Below are 19,033 nucleotides of genomic sequence, written 5' to 3'. Positions count from 1 at the left end.
AGGTTGGGCCAGGCCGGGTCGGGGCGCCGCTCAGGATGTGTGCGTCCGGGGCTCGCCCTGATCGGGGAACTCCGCCATGAAGCGGACGTTTCCGCCCAGCTCTCTAAACATTAGAAAGTCACGAAGTGCTGACCACGTTTGTCGTCTCGATCGTCAAGGCCTGCACCCGGTTTGCCTGGCCGACATTGATTGCGGCCCTGCTGCTCTCCGTAGGCGCGGGCTTCTATACGGCGCGTCATTTCTCCATCAATACCGACATCAACAAGCTGATTTCGCCCGAGCTCGACTGGCGCAAGCGCGACCAGCAGTACGAGCAGGCCTTCGATCGCGATCGGATGATCCTGGCGGTGGTCGAAGCGGCGACGCCCGAGATGACAGGTGTGGCGGCCGATGCGCTCGCCAAGAAGCTCAAGGGCGACACCGCGAACTTCTCATCGGTCGAGCTGCTCGGCGGCGGCGAGTTCTTCGCCAGGAACGGCCTGCTGTTCCTGCCGACCGAGGAGGTCAAGCAACTGACGGACCAGTTCGCGGCGGCGGCACCGCTGGTCGAGATCATGGCCGGGGACCCCTCGATCCGCGGCCTGACCGGTGCGCTGGAGACCGGCCTTGCCGGCGTCAAGCGCGGGCAAGTCAAGCTCGACAACGTCGCGCGGCCGTTCGACTACATCTCCCAGACCGTCGAGACCGTGCTCGACAAGGGCGATGCGACCTTCTCCTGGCGCCAGTTGATCTCCGACAAGCCGCTCGAAGACAGTGACAAGCGCGCCTTCATCCAATTCAAGCCGATCCTCGACTACCAGGCGCTCGAGCCGGGCAAGGCCGCCACCGATGCGATCCGGCAGGCCGCGGTCGAGCTCGATTTCCCGAACCGTTTTCATGCGCGCGTGCGGCTGACCGGGCCGGTGCCGATCGCCAACGAGGAATACGCCACCGTGCAGGAGGGCGCCGTCGTCAACGGCATCGGCACCGTGGTCGTCGTGCTGATCATCCTGTGGCTGGCGCTGCATTCGGCCAAGATCATCTCGGCCGTGTTCATCAACCTGTTCATCGGCCTCGCCCTCACCACGGCCGTTGGCCTGATGATGGTCGGCTCCTTGAATCTGTTGTCGGTCGCGTTCGCCGTGCTGTTCATCGGCCTGGGCGTCGATTTCGGCATCCAGTTCAGCGTGCGCTACCGTTCCGAGCGCTTCAAGAACGACAATCTGCCTGAGGCGCTGGCGGAAGCTGCGCGTCGCTCCGCCGTGCCGCTGTCGCTTGCGGCGATGGCGACGGCTGCCGGTTTCCTGTGCTTCCTGCCGACCGACTACAAGGGCATCTCCGAGCTCGGTGCCATCGCCGGCGCGGGCATGATCATCGCGTTCCTGTCGTCGATCACGGTGCTGCCGGCCTTGCTAAGGATTCTCAATCCGCCCGGCGAGAAGGAGCCGGTCGGCTACGCCTTCCTGGCGCCGGTCGATCATTTCCTCGAGAAGCACCGCGTGCCGATCATCGTCGGCACCCTCGGCCTGGTCGTCGCCGGCCTGCCGCTGCTCTACTACATGAAGTTCGACTTCAACCCGATGAACCTGCGCAATCCGCGCGCCGAGTCGATCGCGACCTATCTCGACCTGCGAAAGGATCCGAACACGGGCGCCAACGCGATCGACGTGCTGACGCGCTCCGAGACCGAGGCCAAGGCGATCGAGGCCAAGCTCGAGAAGCTGCCCGAGGTGGCGCGCGTGATGTCGCTCGACAGCTTCGTGCCCGAGGACCAGCCGGCCAAGCTGAAGCTGATCGCGCAGGGCGCGAAGGTGCTGGGGCCTGCACTCAATCCGGACCAGATCGATGCGGCGCCGAGCGACAAGGAGAATGTCGACGCCCTGAACTCGACCGTCGACAATCTCCGGCGCACCGCGGGCGAGAGCAGTGGGCTGGGCGCGGTCGCGTCGCGGCGGCTCGCCGACGCGCTTGCCAGGCTCGCGGGCGCCAGCGAAGCGGTGCGCAACAAGGCGCAGGCGGTGTTCGTCGAGCCGTGGAAGATCACGCTGGCGCAGCTCAGCGCCACCCTGCAGGCGCAGCCCGTCAGCCTCGCGAACCTGCCACCGGAGCTGGTGTCGCAGTGGAAGAGCAAGGACGGATTGATTCGGGTCGAGGCGCAGCCGAAGGGGGATCCGAATGACAACGACAATCTCAGGCGATTTGCCAACGCGGTGCTGGCGGCCGAGCCCAATGCGATCGGCGGGCCGGTGTCGATCCTGAAGTCAGGTGACACGATCGTGAAGGCATTCATCCACGCCGGCATCTACTCGCTGGTCGTGATCAGCCTCCTGTTGTGGGTGACCTTGAAGCGCTTCACCGACGTGCTGATGACGATCGTGCCGCTGCTGGTCGCAGGCGCCGTGACGTTGGAGATCTGCGTGCTGATCAAGCTGCCGCTGAACTTCGCCAACATCGTCGCCCTGCCGCTCCTGCTTGGCATTGGCGTCGCGTTCAAGATCTACTACGTGGTGGCGTGGCGCGGCGGCCGCACCAACCTGCTGCAGACTAGCCTGACCCGGGCGATCTTCTTCAGCGCGCTGACGACGGCGACCGCGTTCGGCAGCCTGTGGCTGTCGAGCCATCCCGGAACGTCCAGCATGGGCAAGCTGCTGGCGCTGTCGCTGGTCACCACGCTCGCGGCCGTGCTGCTGTTCCAGCCGGCGCTGATGGGCAAGCCTCGCGAGATCAAGGAGCAAGAGGGCTCGTGATCCCGGAATAGAAAAAGCGGCCGATCTCTCGGCCGCTTTTTTGTTCGGGTGACGGACGCCAATTAACGGGCGCGCGCGATATCGGGCAGCAGGCAGATATCGCCGACCTGGTCCGCGGGCTTTTGTCCCGGCTTGGCCAATGCGGTTGCGCCACTGCCGACGCCGGTCGTCGTTTTGGCCGCCGGGGCAGGGGCTGGCGCGATTGGTTTCTGTGTACCTTTAGCCATGCTGTTCACGGGGCTCGATGGGATCGGCGGAGCGACCCGCGTCCAGGTCTCGCCGCCGCACAGGAAGCCGAGCACGCAGCCCTTGATCTCCAGGTGATCGGGATCGATCGGCGTGATGGTCGAGCTGTAGAGCTGCCCATCCTTGGCGTTGTAGACTTGGCCTTCCCACGCGTCTGCGCCGGGCTTCTTCTTCATGTCGATCAGGATCGGCATGCCGAGCGTCGGACGGCTCTGGCGGGCCGGATCGGGGTTGTTGCTGTCGCGTCCGCCCGGGGTCTTCTCCCAGGCCACGACGCCCCACATGCTGCCATTGCATTGTGCGACTCGGATGTTCGCGACGCCGTCGGCGACCCGCCAGTCGCCGGTGGGGTCGGCCGCGAGCGCGGAAGAAATTCCTGCTGCGAACACGACTGCAGAGTATGCTAGTGTCGTCGACATGAGATATCTAAGGCGATGCAACATTGGCAGAAACCCGTGCTTGCTTTGATGGTGCGAATGAGGGCAAAACGCCGCATTGCGCGTTTTCAGTTGACGTCACGTCCATCAACCGAAGTATGTAGCCGATGCTAAAACCCAATCTAGACGTTTCCGAGATGTTTGTGGAGCGCCAAGCGCAGCGCAGCACGATGCATTCTCGGCATCTGAACGAGCAGCTTGTCCGCGTTCTCAAGACGATTGGATATGATGTTGGGTTCCAGAAGGGACAAGGGCAATATCTCTACGATCGTGATGGGGCCCGTTATCTTGACCTGCTCAGCGGTTTTGGCGTCTTTGCAATCGGCCGCAATCATCCGACGCTGCGCGCCGCGCTGAAAAGCGTCCTCGATAGCGATCTGCCGAATCTCGTTCAGCTCGACGTCTCGACCCTGGCGGGTGTTCTTGCCGAGCGGCTGCTGGAATATGTCCCGTATCTGGACAAGGTGTTCTTTGCCAATTCCGGCGCCGAGACCGTGGAAGCCGCGATCAAATTCGCGCGTGGCGCGACCGGCCGGCCTGGTATCGTCTATTGCGGGCACTCCTATCACGGCCTCACCTACGGCGCGCTATCGCTGACCGATGATTCGAACTTCCGCAACGGCTTCGAGCCGCTGCTGCCGGGCTGCACGGCCATCCCCTTCAACGATCTTGCCGCGCTCGAGCAGGCGCTGTCGTCGCGCGAGATCGCAGCCTTCATCGTCGAGCCGATCCAGGGCAAGGGCGTCAACATGCCCTCTGACGAGTTCCTGCCCGGGGCCGCCGCGCTCTGCAAGAAATATGGCACCATCTTCATCGCCGACGAGATCCAGACCGGCATGGGACGCACCGGCCGGTTCCTGGCGGTGGAACATTGGAATGTCGAGCCCGACATGGTGCTGCTGTCGAAGGCGCTGTCCGGCGGCCATGTCCCGGTCGGCGCGCTGCTGACGCGCAAGCAGATCTTCGACAAGATCTTCAACCGCATGGACCGCGCCGTGGTGCACGGCTCGACCTTCGCCAAGAACGACCTCGCGATGGCCGCCGGCATTGCCACGCTCGAGGTGATGAAGGCCGAGAAGCTGGTGGAGGCCGCCGCCAAGCGCGGCGCCGAGCTGCGGCTGGCGCTGACGCGGATGGTGCCGGGCTACGAGCTGCTCAAGGAAGTGCGCGGCAAGGGACTGATGATCGGCGTCGAGTTCGGTCCGCCGAAATCGCTGCGCCTCAAGGCCTCCTGGACCATGCTGGAGAGCGCCAACAAGGGCCTGTTCTGCCAGCTCATCACGGTGCCGCTGTTCAAGGATCACAAGATCCTGACCCAGGTCGCCGGCCATGGCCTGCACACGATCAAGCTGCTGCCGCCGCTGACCATCACCGAAGAGGACTGCGCCTGGATCGAGCGCGCCTTCGACGACGTCATCGCGCAGAGCCACAAGGTCCCCGGCGCGATCTGGTCGCTCGGCAAGACCCTGGTCGACAACGCGATCCGCAAATCGGCGTGATGTTCGCGTCGGGTGGGCAAAGGCGCGTAGCGCCGTGCCCGCCGTTTCAGTTCGTCTCCGGACAGACCGTGGGCACGCTTCGCTCGCAATGACTGAAGCGCGAGAGCGCGTCATCCCTCCTTGTTCGCACCCATCGCGCGCTCGAACCGCTCGCCGAACTCGTTGAGTTCGTCGGCGCCGATATCGCTGACCGCCCAATAGCTCAGGCCGCGGTCGCGCCAAGAGCGAATGTTGAAGCCTTGGACGGTGTCCATCCGTGCGGCGCGGCGCTCGGTAGACGCGGTCTGCGCCACGAACAGGTTGATGACGTGCTGGCGGCGGCGATAGACCACGGCGCCGATCGCGCGTGCGTCGACGTAGTCGAGCCGCCCGCCGATCAACGTGAAGCCTTGTGCGGTGAGGTCGATCACCGGAGGCGCGACGTCGAGCTTGCCGTTGAACCAGGGCTTGACGGTGTGCTGATCGGTCGAGATGACGTCGGTGAGGTGGCCGGCCTGCAGCGAGCGCAGATGCGCCGAGACGATCTCGGCCTCGATCCGCTGCTGGTCGTCATTGCGCAGCACGATGGCGACGAGGCCGGTGGCGGCCAGCGCCGACACCGCCGAGCCCAGGGCGAAGCCTCGCAGCAGCGTGCGTCGGCTCGGCACTGCAGCGAGCGGGGTGATGGAGGCCGCATCGGCCGGCGGCAGGGTGGCTTCGATCCGCTGGCGCAAGGCAGGGGACGCCTTGTAGCTGAGGTCGGTGCCGGCGAGCATCTGCTTCATCTGCCGGATTGCAGCAAGCTCCGCGGCGCAGCGCGGGCAGCTCGCAACATGGGCTTCGACCTCGCGCGCGTGGCCGGCGTCGAGCTCGCCATCGGCCAGCGCGTGGATCAGGATCTCGGCTTCATCGCAGGTCATCGTTGTGGCTCCTCCCGCGCGAGCCAGGCGGCGCGCAGCATCGCGCGGGCGCGGGCGAGGCGCGACATCACGGTGCCGACCGGCACGCCGGCCGCCGCCGCGATCTCGCGATAGGACAGATTGTTGACCTCGCGCATGACGAAGGTCTCGCGAAACGGCTCGGCCAGCGTGTCGATCAGCCGGCGGATCGCCGAGGCATCACGTTCCCGCAATACGGCGCCTTCCGGCGTCTCGGCGCTCTCCTGCCACAGCGGGGGCTGCTCGGCCGCTTCCGGCGCGTCGTCGAGCGCCTTGGCCGGCGCGCCGGCGCGGCGCGCGAATTCGGCGTGGCAGACGTTGCGCAGGATCGCGAACAGCCACGGCTTCATCGCCGGGCCACGGTAAGTGTCGAAATGCTTCAGCGCACGCAGGTAGCATTCTTGGACGGCATCCTCGGCATCGGCAGGGTTGCGCAGGAGATAGCGCGCCAGGGTGTAGACGTCGTCGAGATAGGGCAGCGCCGCCTCGCGGAAGCGTCGCGCCCTCTCGGGATCGTCATTGGCTGTTGTCACCGGCGTGGTCTCCGGCTCGGTTCGCGGTCGCACGGCGCGGCCGGCGCTGCGCCGCCGACCGGTCCATGTGACGATGCTCATGCCCTGGTTCGCGATGCTACTCAACCTTGACCAGTCCCGTCATGTGCGGATGCAGCGAGCAGAAATATTTGTAGTCGCCGGCGGCTGCGAAGGTGAAGGAGAAGCTGTCGTCGGTATCGAGCGTCTTCGACCTGTATTTCCCGGCCGACACCACCGTGTGCGGGATGTCGTCATGGTTGGTCCAGGTCACCGTGTCGCCGACCTTCACCGTCAGCGCAGCCGGGGTGAAGGTGAAATTGTCGATCGTGACCTTGATGGTCTCGGCGCGCGCCGGCGTGGCGCAAACAAGCAGTACGGCGGCCAAGCCGGCACCGCGAAGAACAAGCTGGATCATCGCGTTTTCGTCCCTCAGCCCGCAAGCGGCGTATCGATGATGGCGAGGCGCTCGTCACCGACCTTGAAATCGATGCTGGCGATGCCGAGCAGGCTGCGCAGCCTTGCGTCCTCGACCTTCATGGGGCCGGGCGAGGGGGCCGTGCCCGGCGCCGGTTGCGGGAACGCGGTCGAGCGCGCGGTGTGGAAGGTGACGTTGCCTTCGACCTTCTGCATCACCTGGTGGATATGGCCGTTCAGCACCGTCACCGAGCCGAACCCCTTCAGGGTGTCGAGCGCGCGGCCGCCATCCTCGGTGCCCCAGCCCCATTGCGGATACACCGTCCACAGCGGGATGTGCGCGAACACCACGATCGGCGTGGATCTGGAGCGGCCCTTGAGATCCTGCTCCAGCCAGGCAAGCTGCTCGGCGCCGAGATTGCCGAGCCCGCCGGCCTTGAGATCGACCACGTTGACGAGGCCGATGAAGTGCACGCCATTGGCGTCGAACGAATACCAGCCGGCGCCGCGGCTGCCCTTGCCGTAGCGCTCCTTGTAGAGCTTGACGTCCTCGTCGAGGAAGTCGTGCTCGCCCGGCACGTAGTGCACGTCGAGCCGGGATTGCGAGATGATGCGGTCGGCATCGTCGAACTCGGCCGCCTTCGACAGATGCGAGATGTCGCCGGTATGGATCATGAAGGCCGGCTTCACCGGCATCGCCTTGATGCGATTCACGGCCTCTTCCAACGTCCCGATCGCGTTGGGATTGGCCGGCTTGTCGAAGCCGACATGGCTGTCGCTGATCTGCAGGAAGGTCAGGCCGGAGGCGGGCTGCTCGGCCGCCCGCGCCGCGTCGACCAGGCCGAGCGAACGTGGCACGCCGCCCGACAAGGTCCAGAGCACGCCGGTGCCGGCCCATGTCATGCATTCCAGCACCTTGCGGCGGCTGACGCCGTTCTCGTCATGATCACCAAGGCTCATCGTCATCTCCCGTTGCCCGTCATCGGGCTTGCGGGTGAGAAGAGCGGTGGTGGCCTGGGTTTATTCCCGGCTTCTCGCGATCCAAAAGCGATGACGTGTTCGTGATCGTGCCGGCAATGGCCGACGGCTCACCTGTTCACGCAGGATGTGGCGCAGGGCCGCGCGAAATATATGAGCGGCTGATGGACTGGATGCGACGTCGATGCATGAGCGCGTGACCCCGACCCTGCAACGAACCGAGACGTCGCGCGATCGGATCGTGGCGCTCGACCGCGCCAGGACCTTCATCACGCTCTCGGTCGTGCTCTATCACTCCGCGATCAACTACACCGATTTCGGTCAGGGCGGCGACCGCATGCACTGGCTCGGCTTCGATCTGGTCGCGCTATTCAACGACAGCTACTTCATGTCGTGCATGTTCTTCATCTCCGGCCTGTTCGTGCCGGCGAGTCTGGCGGGCAGAGGAGCGTCGGACTATGTCGGGCGCCGCGCGCTGCGGCTCGGCGTGCCCTATATCGTTTCGATCTTCGTGATCATGCCGATCGCCTACTACCGTTACGATGTGGCCGAGGATCAGTTCAGCGCGGTGTGGTGACGGATGATCAGCGAGGGGCCGTGGCCGTCCGGCTCGGCCTGGTTTCTCGGCGTGCTGCTGGGGTTTGATATGCTGGCTGCGCTCGTATGCGTCCTGGCACCGCAGGCGATCGGCGCACTCGGGCGCTGGGCCGGAACGTTGCTGCACTATCCGCTCACTGGCTTCCTGATCTTCCTCGTCATCGCCAACCTGGCCTATCTGCCGCCGCATCTCGGCTTCGGTGACGGATTCTGGTTCATGCCCGGACATTTTCCGCTGCCGCTGCAGGCGAGCCGGGTGCTGCTCTACCCGACCTTCTTCGTCGCCGGCATCGCGATCGGTGCCGCCGGGCTGCGGGCGGGGCCGTTCGCAGCCGATGGCGCACTGGTCCGGCGCTGGTGGATCTGGTTCGGTCTTTCCTACAGCTGCTACGGCGCGATCCTGTTGCTGGCCTACGCGCATCACAACTGGATCGCCGATTTCGATTCACCGCCGTTGTGGTGGCGCACGGCCTATGGCATGGCGGTCGCGAGCTTCTGTGCTGCGATGGCGTTCGCCGTGCCGACCTTCTTTCAGCGCTGGGCAAAGGCGCCGCTGGCGCTGATGGATCGCGTCCAGCCCTCCGCCTACGGCATCTACCTGCTGCACTTCCTGCCGCTGCTATGGCTGCAATATCTGGTCTACGACCCGGCGTGGCCGGCCGCCGTGAAGTTCGCGATCGTGCTGATCGGCACGCTGTCGGTGAGCTGGCTCGCAGCAGCACTGTTGCGCCGGGTTCCGCTGGTGGCGCGGATCATCTAGGTCAGCATGCGGCGATGCGTAGGGTGGGCAAAGGCGATGCCGTGCTCTCTCACATCCGAGATATTAGTGGCGCCGTGCCCGCCGCCGTGCCGCCGAGTCTGCCGCACGACGGTGGGCACGCGCCGCCTTCGGCGCCGCTTTGCCCACCCTACGATTCCCGCATCATTGCGAGGAGCCCAAGGCGAAGAAGCAATCCAGAGTGGGGTCGGGACCCTGGATTGCTTCGCTGCGTTCGCAATGACGGGAATGAGGAGTCGGACGTGAGCGCCTAGCGCCCATCCTCCAAGATCATCGACGCCGCCTTCTCCGCGATCATCGCCGTCGGCGTGTTGGTGTTGCCTGACGTGATGGTCGGCATGATCGAGGCATCGGCGACGCGCAGCCGTTCGATGCCGCGGAAGCGCAGCCGCTCGTCGACGACCGCCATCGGATCGTCTGCGGTGCCCATCCTGGCGGTGCCGACGGGATGGAAGATCGTGGTGCCGATGTCGCCGGCGGCCTTGGCCAGCGCGGCGTCGTCATCGCCGACCGACGGGCCGGGCAGATATTCCTGCGGCCTGTAGGCCGCAAGCGCATTCTGCTTCATCAGCCGGCGCGTGACGCGGATGGCATCGGCCGCGACCTGGCGGTCGTCCTCGGTCGCCAGATAGTTCGGCGCGATCGACGGCGCCTCATCGATCCTGGCGGAGCGGATGCGCACCGTGCCGCGCGAGGTCGGGCGGAGGTTGCAGGCGCTGACGGTGATCGCGGGAAAACGATGCAGGGGATCGCCGAACTTGTCGAGCGACAGCGGCTGCACGTGAAACTGGATGTTGGCGCGGTCGCGCGTCGGGTCCGAGCGCGTGAAGATGCCGAGCTGCGACGGCGCCATGGTCAGCGGCCCGCGGCGCCGGAACGCATAGTCGAGCCCCATCAGGCCGCGGCGGACCAGCGAGTAATAGGTCTCGTTCAGCGTCTTCACGCCCGACACTTTGTAGATCGCGCGCTGCTGCAGATGGTCCTGCAGATTGCGCCCCACGCCCGGTCTGTCGATGACGATATCGATGCCGAGCTCGCTGAGCCAATCCGCCGGGCCGATGCCCGAGCGCTGCAGCACCTGCACCGAGCCGATCGAGCCGGCGCTCAGGATCACCTCGCCCTTGGTGCGCGCCTCGATGGTCTCACCATTCTGCTGGAAGCGCACGCCTGTGGCACGGCCGTTCTCGACGATCAGGCGGTCGACGAGGACGTTGGTTTCGAGCCGCAGGTTAGGCCGCTTCAGCGCCGGCTTGAGAAAGCCCCGCGCGGAGGACCAGCGCCGGCCGCGCTTCTGGTTGACGTGAAAATAGCTGATGCCTTCATTGTCGCCGGTATTGAAGTCGGGGATGCGGCGGATGCCCATCTGCTCGGCGGCGTCGCCGACCGCGTCCAGCACCGCCCAGGACAGCCGGGGCGCCTCGATGCGCCAGCCGCCGCCGGTGCCGTGATGCTCGCTCTCGCCGAGAAAATGATCCTCCAGCCGTTTGAACACCGGGAGCACGTCGGCATAGCTCCAACCGGCGAGACCGAGCTGGCGCCAATGGTCGTAGTCAGCGGCCTGGCCGCGCATCGAGATCATGGCGTTGATCGCGGAGCAGCCGCCGATCACCTTGCCGCGGGGGTAGGCCAGCGAGCGGCCGTTCAGGCCCGGCTCGGCCTCGGTACGAAACATCCAGTCGGAGCGTGGATTGCCGATCGCGAAGAGGTAGCCGACCGGAATATGGAACCAGATCCAATTGTCGTTGCCGCCGGCCTCGAGAATCAGGACGCGGCTGTTCGGATCGGCCGACAGCCGGTTGGCGAGGATGCAGCCGGCAGTGCCGGCGCCCACCACGATATAGTCGAAATCCCCCTCGAGCTGTCTCGGCATCGGCATTCCCTTCCCATCGTTGCCAGGCTTTTAGTCAGCCCGGACGGGCCCGGACAAGCGCCACGTTCATGGCTGGTTGACCGAGCCATGAGACGGGCGCAGCCCTTATCTTGGGCGGTGCGGCTTTTGCATGCTAAACAGGCGCAAAGTCCCACAGGAGTTACGAGATTTCCCATGCCCATCGTCAACCGCGTCGCCGATCTGCAGCCCGATATCCAGGCCTGGAGGCGGGATATCCATTCGCATCCGGAGCTGCTCTACGACGTGCATCGGACGGCGGCCTTCGTCGCCGAGCGGCTGCGCGAGTTCGGCTGTGACGAGGTCGTGACGGGCCTCGGCAAGACTGGCGTGGTCGGCGTCATCAAGGGCCGGAAGCCCGGCCATGGCGAGGTGAGGGTGCTCGGACTACGCGCCGACATGGACGCGCTGCCGATCGAGGAGGCGACCGGGCTGCCCTATGCCTCGAAGACCCCGGGCATGATGCATGCCTGCGGCCATGACGGCCACACCGCGATGCTGCTCGGCGCGGCGCGCTATCTCGCCGAGACGCGCAATTTCGCCGGCGAGGTCGCCGTGATCTTCCAGCCGGCCGAGGAGGGCGGTGGCGGTGCGGACGCGATGATCAAGGACGGGCTGATCGACCGCTTCAAGATCGATCAGGTCTACGGCATGCACAACGGCCCCGGCCTGCCGGTCGGCGCGTTCGCCATCCGCCAGGGGGCGCTGATGGCATCGACCGACGCGGTCGACATCACCATCGAGGGCCATGGCGGTCATGCCGCCAAGCCGCACAATTGCATCGACTCTCTTCTCGTCGGCGCCCAGCTCGTCACGGCGCTGCAGCAGATCGTGTCGCGCAGCGTCGATCCGCTGGAGGCCGCGGTGCTGTCGATCTGCGAGTTCCACGCCGGCAACGCCCGCAACGTGATTCCGCAGAGCGCGGTGCTGCGCGGCACGGTGCGGACGCTGACGCCGAAGGTGCGCGAACTGATGGAGAAGCGGGTGCGCGAGGTCGTGACCGGCGTCGCCCAGATGACCGGCGCCAAGATCGACCTGAACTATGCGCGCGGCTATCCCGTGGTGATCAATCACGCCGAGCAGACCGAGATCGCGATCCGCGCCGCCAAGGAGGTCGCGGGCGATGCCAACGTGCACGAGATGCCGCCGATGATGGGCGGCGAGGACTTCGCCTACATGCTCGAAGCTCGTCCCGGCGCCTTCATCTTCGTCGGCAACGGCGACAGCGCCGGCCTGCATCATCCCGCCTACAACTTCAACGACGAGGCGATCGTCTACGGCACCTCGTTCTTCATCAAGGTGGTGGAGAACACGCTGGCGGCGTGAGCCGCGGCCCAGCCATCTCAGATGAACTGATCCGCCAGACAGGGGCGCCGACCGGAGTCGGCGCCCCTGTCTTATGGATGGGGCGCGTGTTTGCTATTTTGCCGCCTCTGGCGCTGACAGGCGCAGCGCGTATTGATTCGATCCGCCTGCATCGATCGTGCGGCTTGTTTGTTACGAATTCTCCTCACGTCCCAACGACAGGCATCGCTGCAATGATGATCTGTATCGGCGCGCGTCACGCGATGCGCAGCTGACGACGCGCGCCCGTCTGCGGAGCTGAAATAAATTTCCGCCAGCGTCACTGTCGTAACAGGCAAGTGTTTTCAAACACACAACCTAAGGTATTTACAACGAAAGCGAGTAAGTTATAGTCATTCGCGTTTCTGGCCACTGCTCGTGATCGAGCGTTCATTGCCTGTCTGAAATTTCCTTGTTCACCAGTTCGATTCCACAGATGGAGAACCCCCATGGACGTCAAGAAGCTCTCCGTGAAGGAAGCGGCTGCGGCCGCGGCCAAGTGTGCGGCAACTGCGGCGCAATGCGCGGCAAACTCGGCCAAGTGCGCTGCGACGGCAGCGCATGCCCAGGCTAAGGCGGCGTCGGCACGGTGTGCGGCCACCGCTGCGCGATGCGCAGCAACTGCGGCGCGCTGTGCGGCCACAGCCGCAAAGTGTGCTGCCTCCTGAAGCAGATCTCCTGCAAGAAATCCCGGCGCGCTGGCTTAGCCGGCGTGGTCGGGCTGGTCGGAGATGAGACCTATGAGCTTTCCGCGTCTTGGAGTGGGACTCCAATTCAACCCGGAACTGATCGGCTGGTTTCCCTTCCTCGACCAGCCGCTTGATGCGCTCGAAATCCTGTTCGACTCGATCATGAGCCCCCTCGATGGCCCGGGGGTGTTGTCTCCCCGTGCCATCGAACTCGTCCGTGATGTCTCAGGCAAGTTTCCGCTGCTCGGACATTCGAACTATGGCGGAGATTTCGGTTTCGAGGATCTGACGGCGACAGCCGCGGTGCGCCGACACGTGCCGCTGGCCAGGAAGTTCGGCGTGGCCTGGGTTGCCAATCACTGCTTCTACAGCGATGCGTCCTGGGCGGATGTGTGGAGCAGTCCGCTGCAGTTTTCTCGCGCGGAGGTCGTGCGGCTCGCCGAGCGGGCGCGCACGCTGCAGGCGCTCTATGGCGTCCCGCTCGCGCACGAAAACGCAGCCTATTATCGGACCTGTCCCGGCAGCGAGATGCCCGAGGAAGAGTTCCTCGCGGCAATCCTGGAACTATCGGGGACCTATCTGCATCTCGATCTTCACAATCTGTATGCGAATGCGCAGAACCACGGCTCACGCGGCTACTCCATTCAACGCTTCCTGGCGACGATCCCGTCCGAGCGCATCATCTCCATCCACCTCGCAGGCGGGCGTTGGATCGGTGGCCAATATCACGATCTTCACGACACGCAGGTCACCGAAGAGGTGTGGGACCTTCTCGATGACGTTCTGGCGCGGGCGCGCCCCGGGGCCGTCATCCTCGAATACGAGACGCAATCCCTCTATTGCGCGGGGGAGCGGGTCGATACGGACCGCACCACTGACTTGATCCTCTCCGACCTGGAGCGGGCGCGGAATGCCTGGGATCGCGCCTATGGACCGGCGAGCCGCCGTACCACCCGCAGCGAGGCCGCGTGATGAATGCCGAGCTGGTATGGAGCACTTGGCGTCGCGTGTTGAGAGACGATGGTCTCGTCACATGGATCACCCGATCCGACGCCCGAACCGCAGATCCGGATGGCCTCTCCATGGAGGAGAGAGCGATCGTCACCGACTACGCGGGCACGCCGGAGGCCACGAACGCCAATATCGGCATGTACCGGCGCGGACTCGTCAGGAATGCGTTGGGGGCGCTCGATCTGGTGCCGCTGACACGCCGCCTTCTGAACATGAGCGGTCGCGACGTCGATATTGTGGCTGAGGATTTCGTCAGATCGACCGGCTATCCGGACGACGGACCGAATTTCTGGCGCTGTGCGGCCGGCTTCGTCGCCTATCTGACCAAGCTTCCGGAATTTGCGTCCCGCGCCCATCAGGACGTCATGGCGATTGATGACGCGACGATCGCCTTGGCGCGCAGGCTCGGCCGGTCGGCGCCGCCGGCGTGGCCCGTCGACGCGGCCCGCCACGCGGGCGTGGCGGCGCGCAGCGAGGGTGAGGCGGCTCGCGTCCGTCGCAATCCGGCTGCGGTCGTGGTTTCGTCATCCTGCGATCTCACGCCCTGGATCGAGGACCCGTTCGAGTTCGATCCGTCCGACGATCTCGAGGCCTCGTCGCGCCATTGGCTGGTGTATTTCCCGGGGCCCGAGCTGGCGCATGAATATGCCGAACTGTCGGAGCGGGGGGCCCGGGCGTTCGACCTGCTCGGCACGCCGCGGACCGTTGACGAGTTGGCTCTGGAGATGCGCGATCTCTCGCGTGACGACGTGCAGGCCGTGGTCGGATCGCTGATGGAATTGGGCGTCCTGACGAGCGGGGCGGACGGGCTAGCATCGGGAAACATCCTGACGATGGAGGGCTGCACCGACCGTTCAGTTCAGTCGCGCATCGAATGGGCGCCAGTCCCATGAGACCGCTTGAAAAGCCCTTGCGTTCTGCTCCCGACAGCCTTCCCGGCCGGCTGTCAGACGATGCCTTCGTCATGCTGGATCCGGCCGTCGAGGTGGTGGACGCTACAGTTTCGGGCCATCATTTGTTGAGCCACGGCCATTTCGATGCGGGGATGGTCGTGCCGCCCGGCGATGGTCTGCTCGATTTCGTGACGACGCTGATGCCGCGGCCGATCAGGCTCGCCGCGCTGCGGGCGCAATATGACGATCAAGGGATGATCGACAAGATGCTGGCGTCCCTGCACGGCCAGGGCTTCATGCATGTCACCTCGGCTGAAACGCCATCGGCGCAACAGCTCGCGCTTCTTCGGCGCAAGGCATGGCAGATGCGAGAGCCGATGCTGCGCCGATCCATTGTCGTCGATCTGGATACTCTGGAATCGATCGAGCAGCTGACCGAGCGCCTGAGCGCCGAGCCGCTTCCCCCGGAAGTTCTGCTGCGTTGCTCGAGGTTGTCGGACCATCGCAAATGCTTCGATCGACTGGCAAGGTTGCGGCAGGGCGGTGCATTGCGGATGCACCAGACGGTGGTGCAGACGTGCGATCTGGTCGCCGATCACCAATTGCGCCAGTCGCTGCTGCATCTCGGCGCGTCAGTGACTGTCGAGGACGTGGCCTGGCCCGTCCCCGATCGTCCGATCGCAGGGCTCGACGAGATCGTCCGGGCCTGCATTCCCGTGCATGTGCTGATGGCGCCGGATCAATCGATCTGCGACGAGGCGGCGCGAAGCCGGATGCTCGGCTGGGCAGCATCCAGGTTCATCTCCGGCCTCCGGCTCGTTCTGGACGTGCGGACGCTATGGCCGGATGGCGATGCCGGCGACGACGACTTTGCCCGCGTCTTCGACGCGCTGAGCATCATCGAGAACGAGTTCGGAGATGTTCTGATCGAGAACCTGCCGAGCGATGAGGTGCTGCTCGGAAACACGGCGACGAGTCTGCCGTCCGGTCCTGGTCTCGAACTCGCCGATCGTTTTCGGCGGTCATATCTGCGCTGGCGCCTGCCTCTGCTCAAGTCTTGCGAGAACGACAATAGCTGGAGCCAGACGCCCGAAGTCGAAGACAAGCTGGTCCGCGCCGGGGATGACCTGCTGCCCAATCATCCGGAGCTGCTGAAGCTCCAGCCCGGCAGCATCGTGGTCGACGTGTGCGGCGGCCTCGGTCGCGTTGCGAGGCGGCTTTCGCCCGCCGTCGGCAGGGACGGACTGGTCATCTCCATCGAGATGTTCCGCTGTCTGAGTGATCGGGCTCGTCGCTTCGCATGCGAACGGGACATCACCAATCTGCAATTTCGTCCCGGCCTCGCGCAGCGCATTCCGCTGCCCGACGCCACCGCCGACGCTGCCGTCAACGAGTGGACCGGCGGCATCTGGGAGCTCGGGATGGGACCCGTCATGGTCAGGGAAATGGCCAGGGTCGTCCGTCCCGGAGGCCGCATCGCGGCGACGCATCGGCTGGTCCAGCTGCAGCTGTCGGCCCTGGCGCAGCCCTGGGTGCAGTACGCCAGGATCTATGCCTGGATGCGCGAAGCCTTCGCGCAGCCGGAGCTGACGATCGTGACCGAGCGCATATGGGGGCAGATCGTGCCGTCGCTGGTGGGCGAGAACGCCACGCTGTGGCGCAAGCAATACATGCCGCGGCTGATCAATCCCTTCGACGTGACGTACAGACAGGACGAGAATCCGGATACGCGTGCCGACGTTTACCTGACGATCATTGCGCAACGAAATTGACGTTCGTTTTCATTGAGGTGATTGCTCGAGGTGCTCATATGCGATCGCAAGAAACCGCCTTCGAACGAGCCCGCGCGTCGTTGCATCGGCTTGGAATTCCGCTCGTCCTTCCCGCGCTCCACGCAGCCGGCGTGGGGATCAGCCGGACGGTCCTGGGCGGCTCGCATTCGGTGGCCATCTATCCGCCGATCAACTCGCTGACGCCGCTCGATCCGTCCTGCCTGGAGCGGGGGATCGACTGGAGCCGCGAGATCAGCCTCTACGTGCACATCGCGTTCTGCGAGACGCGCTGCACGTTCTGTCACTATACGGTCGAGCACTACGCCGGACGGAACAGCAAGTCCGCCACGGACGACGACAAGGTCGTTCGCTACCTCGATGCGCTCAAGCGCGAGCTGGCGGCCTGGGAGCCGCAGCTGCGCCGATCCGGAACGGTGGTGTCGTCGATCTATATCGGGGGCGGCACACCGCTCGTTCTCGATGAGGACGCACTGACGGATCTGATCGCGACGATCCGCGATACGTTCGACGTGCGGCCCGGCGCCGAGATCTGCATCGAGGGCAGCCCGCTCACGATCACCGCGCCCGAGGGAGAGCAGAAGCTGCGCTCTCTGAAGCAGCAGGGCGTCACGCGCCTCAGTTTCGGCGTGCAATCGTTCGACGATACCGTGCTCAAATATGCCGCGCGCGGCTACAAGCGGGACGTTCCACTTCTCGCGTGCTTGATCGTCGCCGACATCTTCGAGAACTGGAATCTCGACCTGATCCAGGGGTTGTACAAGGGGTCGCCGTCCGAGACCTGGAACAATTTGGCGATGGTCGCCGAGATCCGGCCTCCGCACCTCACCTGGTATCACGCTCGGTTTGCCGATCGCCCCCAGGGACACTGGCTCAAATCCGACCTGAAGCAGGCGAGCTTCGAGAGCGAGTTCGCGACCTTGTTCGGACGCATGCTGATCTGGCAGGAGATGGCGGCGCTCGGATATGACCTGACCGACGGCAACCGCTTCGTGCGCGCGCGCCGCTATGCCGACCCGTTCAAGACGATCCGGACCTCGCCATCACGGGATCTTCTCGGGATCGGTGCGGGCGCGTATTCGCATGTCAGTGCCGGGGCCGCGAAGAGCGGCTACGTCTTCCGCAATGTTCCCGACGTGCGCGCCTATGTCGAAACCGTCCTTGCTGGCAACAGTCCGATCACGGCGGGGCGCGCCGTCGACCGGCAGGAATTGCTGGCGACGTCCTATGCCACAGGGCTCCGGACCGGCCGGGTCGAGGATGCCGATCGCCGTGCCATGCGCGCCGACAACCGGGAGCTGTCCGCCCATTATGACAAGCTCGTTGCCAGGCTGAGCAGCGTCGGCGCCCTGGAAGCGTATCGCGACGGCGACGGCCATGCGGGGCTGCAGCTTTCGGAGCTCGGCCGGCTGTTCGAGGATGAGATGCTGTCGCTGTTCTTCAGTCCGGCCGTCAAGGACGCGTTGTCGCCGAAAGTGACGGAGCGCGCGCTTCAATACGGTTAGATCGGGAGTTTCAACACGTCGTCGACCAGGGAGGAAACGTCATGGTTGTGTCCGGGCAAGCAACCCTCGAGCGGGACAACGCGACCGGTGACGGCATCCGCGCCGCGCGTGCCGGCTGGAGCTTCGGCGGCGACACGCCTCAGCACTTCGATCTCCACGTCGCGAGGTCGGTTCCGAACTACGAAGCCGGCCACAAGCTGGTCGAGCAGATCAGCGATTTCTTCGTGAAGCGGGATTCCGTCGCCTATGAAATCGGAACGTCGACGGGGACGCTGCTGCGGCAACTCGCCAAGCGCCATCCGCACGGCACGCGCTGGATCGGCATCGATACCGAGCGGGCTATGATCGATTACGCGCGGGCGCACAGCAGGGATGTGGCGAACGTGGAATACCTGGCGGCCGATGCCTGCGAGGTCGGCTACGAGGCGAGCGACTTCATCGTGTCGTACTACACCGTGCAGTTCGTGCCGCCGCGCTATCGCCAGACCCTGATCGATGCGATCTATCGGTCGCTCAATTGGGGAGGCGCGTTCCTGTTCTTCGAGAAGGTCAGGGCGCCGGACGCGCGGTTCCAGGACATCATGACGTCGGTCTATATCGACTACAAGCTCGACAACGGCTACTCGCCGGACGAGGTGCTGGGCAAGGCCAGCAGCCTCAAGGGCGTGCTGGAACCGTTCTCGACCCAGGGCAATCTCGACATGCTGCGGCGGGCCGGGTTCGTGGACACGATGACGATCTACAAGCATGTCTGCTTCGAGGGCTTCCTGGCGATCAAGTAAGGGCCG

At 65.0% G+C, this 19,033-nt stretch carries 17 protein-coding genes; 10 read left to right on the top strand and 7 right to left on the bottom strand.

Annotated features, from left to right (window positions below; all coding sequences use genetic code 11):
• Window positions 1–125: 125 nt before the first annotated feature.
• Window positions 126–2,726: an MMPL family transporter gene (locus QX124_RS20190; protein WP_315737298.1), complete on the top strand. Its 2,601-nt coding sequence runs from the start codon at window positions 126–128 to the stop codon at window positions 2,724–2,726.
• A 62-nt stretch (window positions 2,727–2,788) separates the two neighbouring features.
• Here the strand turns inward: QX124_RS20190 and QX124_RS20185 are convergent, their stop codons facing one another.
• Complete coding sequence (locus QX124_RS20185) at window positions 2,789–3,415, bottom strand: DUF2147 domain-containing protein (protein WP_409997722.1); 627 nt, start codon at window positions 3,413–3,415, stop codon at window positions 2,789–2,791.
• Between the two features lie 101 nt (window positions 3,416–3,516).
• Between QX124_RS20185 and hpnO the strand changes: the two genes are divergently transcribed.
• Window positions 3,517–4,908: an aminobacteriohopanetriol synthase HpnO gene (gene hpnO, locus QX124_RS20180; protein WP_315737300.1), complete on the top strand. Its 1,392-nt coding sequence runs from the start codon at window positions 3,517–3,519 to the stop codon at window positions 4,906–4,908.
• 110 nt (window positions 4,909–5,018) lie between these two features.
• On the opposite strand, the gene QX124_RS20175 is transcribed toward hpnO, so the two are convergent.
• The 4 genes from QX124_RS20175 to QX124_RS20160 form a co-directional block, all read right to left on the bottom strand.
• The gene (locus QX124_RS20175) at window positions 5,019–5,807 is read right to left on the bottom strand and encodes an anti-sigma factor (RefSeq protein WP_315798074.1); all 789 of its coding nucleotides are present in this window, start codon (window positions 5,805–5,807) and stop codon (window positions 5,019–5,021) included.
• Window positions 5,804–6,358, bottom strand: a complete 555-nt coding sequence (locus tag QX124_RS20170; protein WP_315798137.1) for a sigma-70 family RNA polymerase sigma factor — start codon at window positions 6,356–6,358, stop codon at window positions 5,804–5,806. The genes QX124_RS20175 and QX124_RS20170 overlap by 4 nt, the downstream gene beginning before the upstream one ends.
• Window positions 6,359–6,455: 97 nt before the next feature.
• Window positions 6,456–6,773 carry a cupredoxin family copper-binding protein gene (locus QX124_RS20165; RefSeq protein ID WP_315776491.1) on the bottom strand — a complete coding sequence of 106 codons (318 nt, stop codon included), beginning with the start codon at window positions 6,771–6,773 and terminating at the stop codon, window positions 6,456–6,458.
• Window positions 6,774–6,787: 14 nt separating this feature from the next.
• Window positions 6,788–7,732 carry a metallophosphoesterase family protein gene (locus QX124_RS20160; protein ID WP_315772526.1) on the bottom strand — a complete coding sequence of 315 codons (945 nt, stop codon included), beginning with the start codon at window positions 7,730–7,732 and terminating at the stop codon, window positions 6,788–6,790.
• Window positions 7,733–7,934: 202 nt separating this feature from the next.
• Between QX124_RS20160 and QX124_RS31900 the strand changes: the two genes are divergently transcribed.
• Both QX124_RS31900 and QX124_RS20155 read left to right on the top strand, forming a co-directional pair.
• Entirely contained in the window at window positions 7,935–8,327 is a 393-nt protein-coding gene (locus QX124_RS31900; protein WP_409997721.1) for an acyltransferase family protein, read from the top strand.
• Window positions 8,328–8,330: 3 nt separating this feature from the next.
• Complete coding sequence (locus QX124_RS20155) at window positions 8,331–9,107, top strand: hypothetical protein (RefSeq protein WP_409997720.1); 777 nt, start codon at window positions 8,331–8,333, stop codon at window positions 9,105–9,107.
• Window positions 9,108–9,375: 268 nt separating this feature from the next.
• Here QX124_RS20155 and QX124_RS20150 read toward each other — a convergent pair whose 3' ends face one another.
• On the bottom strand, window positions 9,376–10,995 hold the full coding sequence (locus QX124_RS20150; protein ID WP_315798073.1) for a GMC family oxidoreductase: 1,620 nt from the start codon (window positions 10,993–10,995) through the stop codon (window positions 9,376–9,378).
• Between the two features lie 174 nt (window positions 10,996–11,169).
• On the opposite strand from QX124_RS20150, the gene QX124_RS20145 reads away from it, so the two are divergent.
• From QX124_RS20145 to QX124_RS20135, 3 genes are all read left to right on the top strand, one after another.
• Window positions 11,170–12,339, top strand: coding sequence for a M20 aminoacylase family protein (locus tag QX124_RS20145; protein WP_315757710.1), 1,170 nt, complete (start codon window positions 11,170–11,172; stop codon window positions 12,337–12,339).
• A gap of 758 nt (window positions 12,340–13,097) precedes the next feature.
• Window positions 13,098–14,018, top strand: coding sequence for a DUF692 family multinuclear iron-containing protein (locus QX124_RS20140; protein ID WP_315772530.1), 921 nt, complete (start codon window positions 13,098–13,100; stop codon window positions 14,016–14,018).
• A gap of 110 nt (window positions 14,019–14,128) precedes the next feature.
• Entirely contained in the window at window positions 14,129–14,950 is an 822-nt protein-coding gene (locus QX124_RS20135; RefSeq protein ID WP_315779699.1) for a hypothetical protein, read from the top strand.
• 53 nt (window positions 14,951–15,003) lie between these two features.
• On the opposite strand, the gene QX124_RS20130 is transcribed toward QX124_RS20135, so the two are convergent.
• Complete coding sequence (locus QX124_RS20130) at window positions 15,004–15,201, bottom strand: hypothetical protein (protein WP_315798072.1); 198 nt, start codon at window positions 15,199–15,201, stop codon at window positions 15,004–15,006.
• A 3-nt stretch (window positions 15,202–15,204) separates the two neighbouring features.
• Here QX124_RS20130 and QX124_RS20125 point away from each other — a divergent pair, with 3 nt between their 5' ends.
• The 3 genes from QX124_RS20125 to QX124_RS20115 all read left to right on the top strand — a co-directional run bounded on the left by QX124_RS20125 (window position 15,205) and on the right by QX124_RS20115 (window position 19,027).
• Complete coding sequence (locus QX124_RS20125; RefSeq protein ID WP_315798071.1) at window positions 15,205–16,722, top strand: class I SAM-dependent methyltransferase; 1,518 nt, start codon at window positions 15,205–15,207, stop codon at window positions 16,720–16,722.
• Between the two features lie 170 nt (window positions 16,723–16,892).
• On the top strand, window positions 16,893–18,245 hold the full coding sequence (locus QX124_RS20120; RefSeq protein ID WP_315798070.1) for a radical SAM protein: 1,353 nt from the start codon (window positions 16,893–16,895) through the stop codon (window positions 18,243–18,245).
• Window positions 18,246–18,286: 41 nt separating this feature from the next.
• On the top strand, window positions 18,287–19,027 hold the full coding sequence (locus QX124_RS20115; RefSeq protein ID WP_315737312.1) for a methyltransferase domain-containing protein: 741 nt from the start codon (window positions 18,287–18,289) through the stop codon (window positions 19,025–19,027).
• Window positions 19,028–19,033 lie beyond the last annotated feature (6 nt).

Source organism: Bradyrhizobium sp. SZCCHNRI3043, from assembly GCF_032377735.1.
Classification (GTDB): Bacteria; Pseudomonadota; Alphaproteobacteria; order Rhizobiales; family Xanthobacteraceae; genus Bradyrhizobium.
This window is presented reverse-complemented; position numbering and strand designations above follow the sequence as displayed.

Bases quoted from the DNA above. Each gene is read 5' to 3' on its own strand.
- QX124_RS20125 (WP_315798071.1), top strand. From the start codon at position 15,205: ATGATCGACAAGATGCTGGCGTCCCTGCACGGCCAGGGCTTCATGCAT.
- QX124_RS20165 (WP_315776491.1), bottom strand. From the start codon at position 6,773: ATGATCCAGCTTGTTCTTCGCGGTGCCGGCTTGGCCGCCGTACTGCTT.
- QX124_RS20150 (WP_315798073.1), bottom strand. From the start codon at position 10,995: ATGCCGAGACAGCTCGAGGGGGATTTCGACTATATCGTGGTGGGCGCC.
- QX124_RS20155 (WP_409997720.1), top strand. From the start codon at position 8,331: ATGATCAGCGAGGGGCCGTGGCCGTCCGGCTCGGCCTGGTTTCTCGGC.
- QX124_RS20160 (WP_315772526.1), bottom strand. From the start codon at position 7,732: ATGAGCCTTGGTGATCATGACGAGAACGGCGTCAGCCGCCGCAAGGTG.
- QX124_RS20145 (WP_315757710.1), top strand. From the start codon at position 11,170: ATGCCCATCGTCAACCGCGTCGCCGATCTGCAGCCCGATATCCAGGCC.
- QX124_RS20185 (WP_409997722.1), bottom strand. From the start codon at position 3,415: ATGTTGCATCGCCTTAGATATCTCATGTCGACGACACTAGCATACTCT.
- QX124_RS20115 (WP_315737312.1), top strand. From the start codon at position 18,287: ATGGTTGTGTCCGGGCAAGCAACCCTCGAGCGGGACAACGCGACCGGT.
- hpnO (WP_315737300.1), top strand. From the start codon at position 3,517: ATGCTAAAACCCAATCTAGACGTTTCCGAGATGTTTGTGGAGCGCCAA.
- QX124_RS20140 (WP_315772530.1), top strand. From the start codon at position 13,098: ATGAGCTTTCCGCGTCTTGGAGTGGGACTCCAATTCAACCCGGAACTG.
- QX124_RS20135 (WP_315779699.1), top strand. From the start codon at position 14,129: ATGGAGGAGAGAGCGATCGTCACCGACTACGCGGGCACGCCGGAGGCC.
- QX124_RS20175 (WP_315798074.1), bottom strand. From the start codon at position 5,807: ATGACCTGCGATGAAGCCGAGATCCTGATCCACGCGCTGGCCGATGGC.
- QX124_RS31900 (WP_409997721.1), top strand. From the start codon at position 7,935: ATGCATGAGCGCGTGACCCCGACCCTGCAACGAACCGAGACGTCGCGC.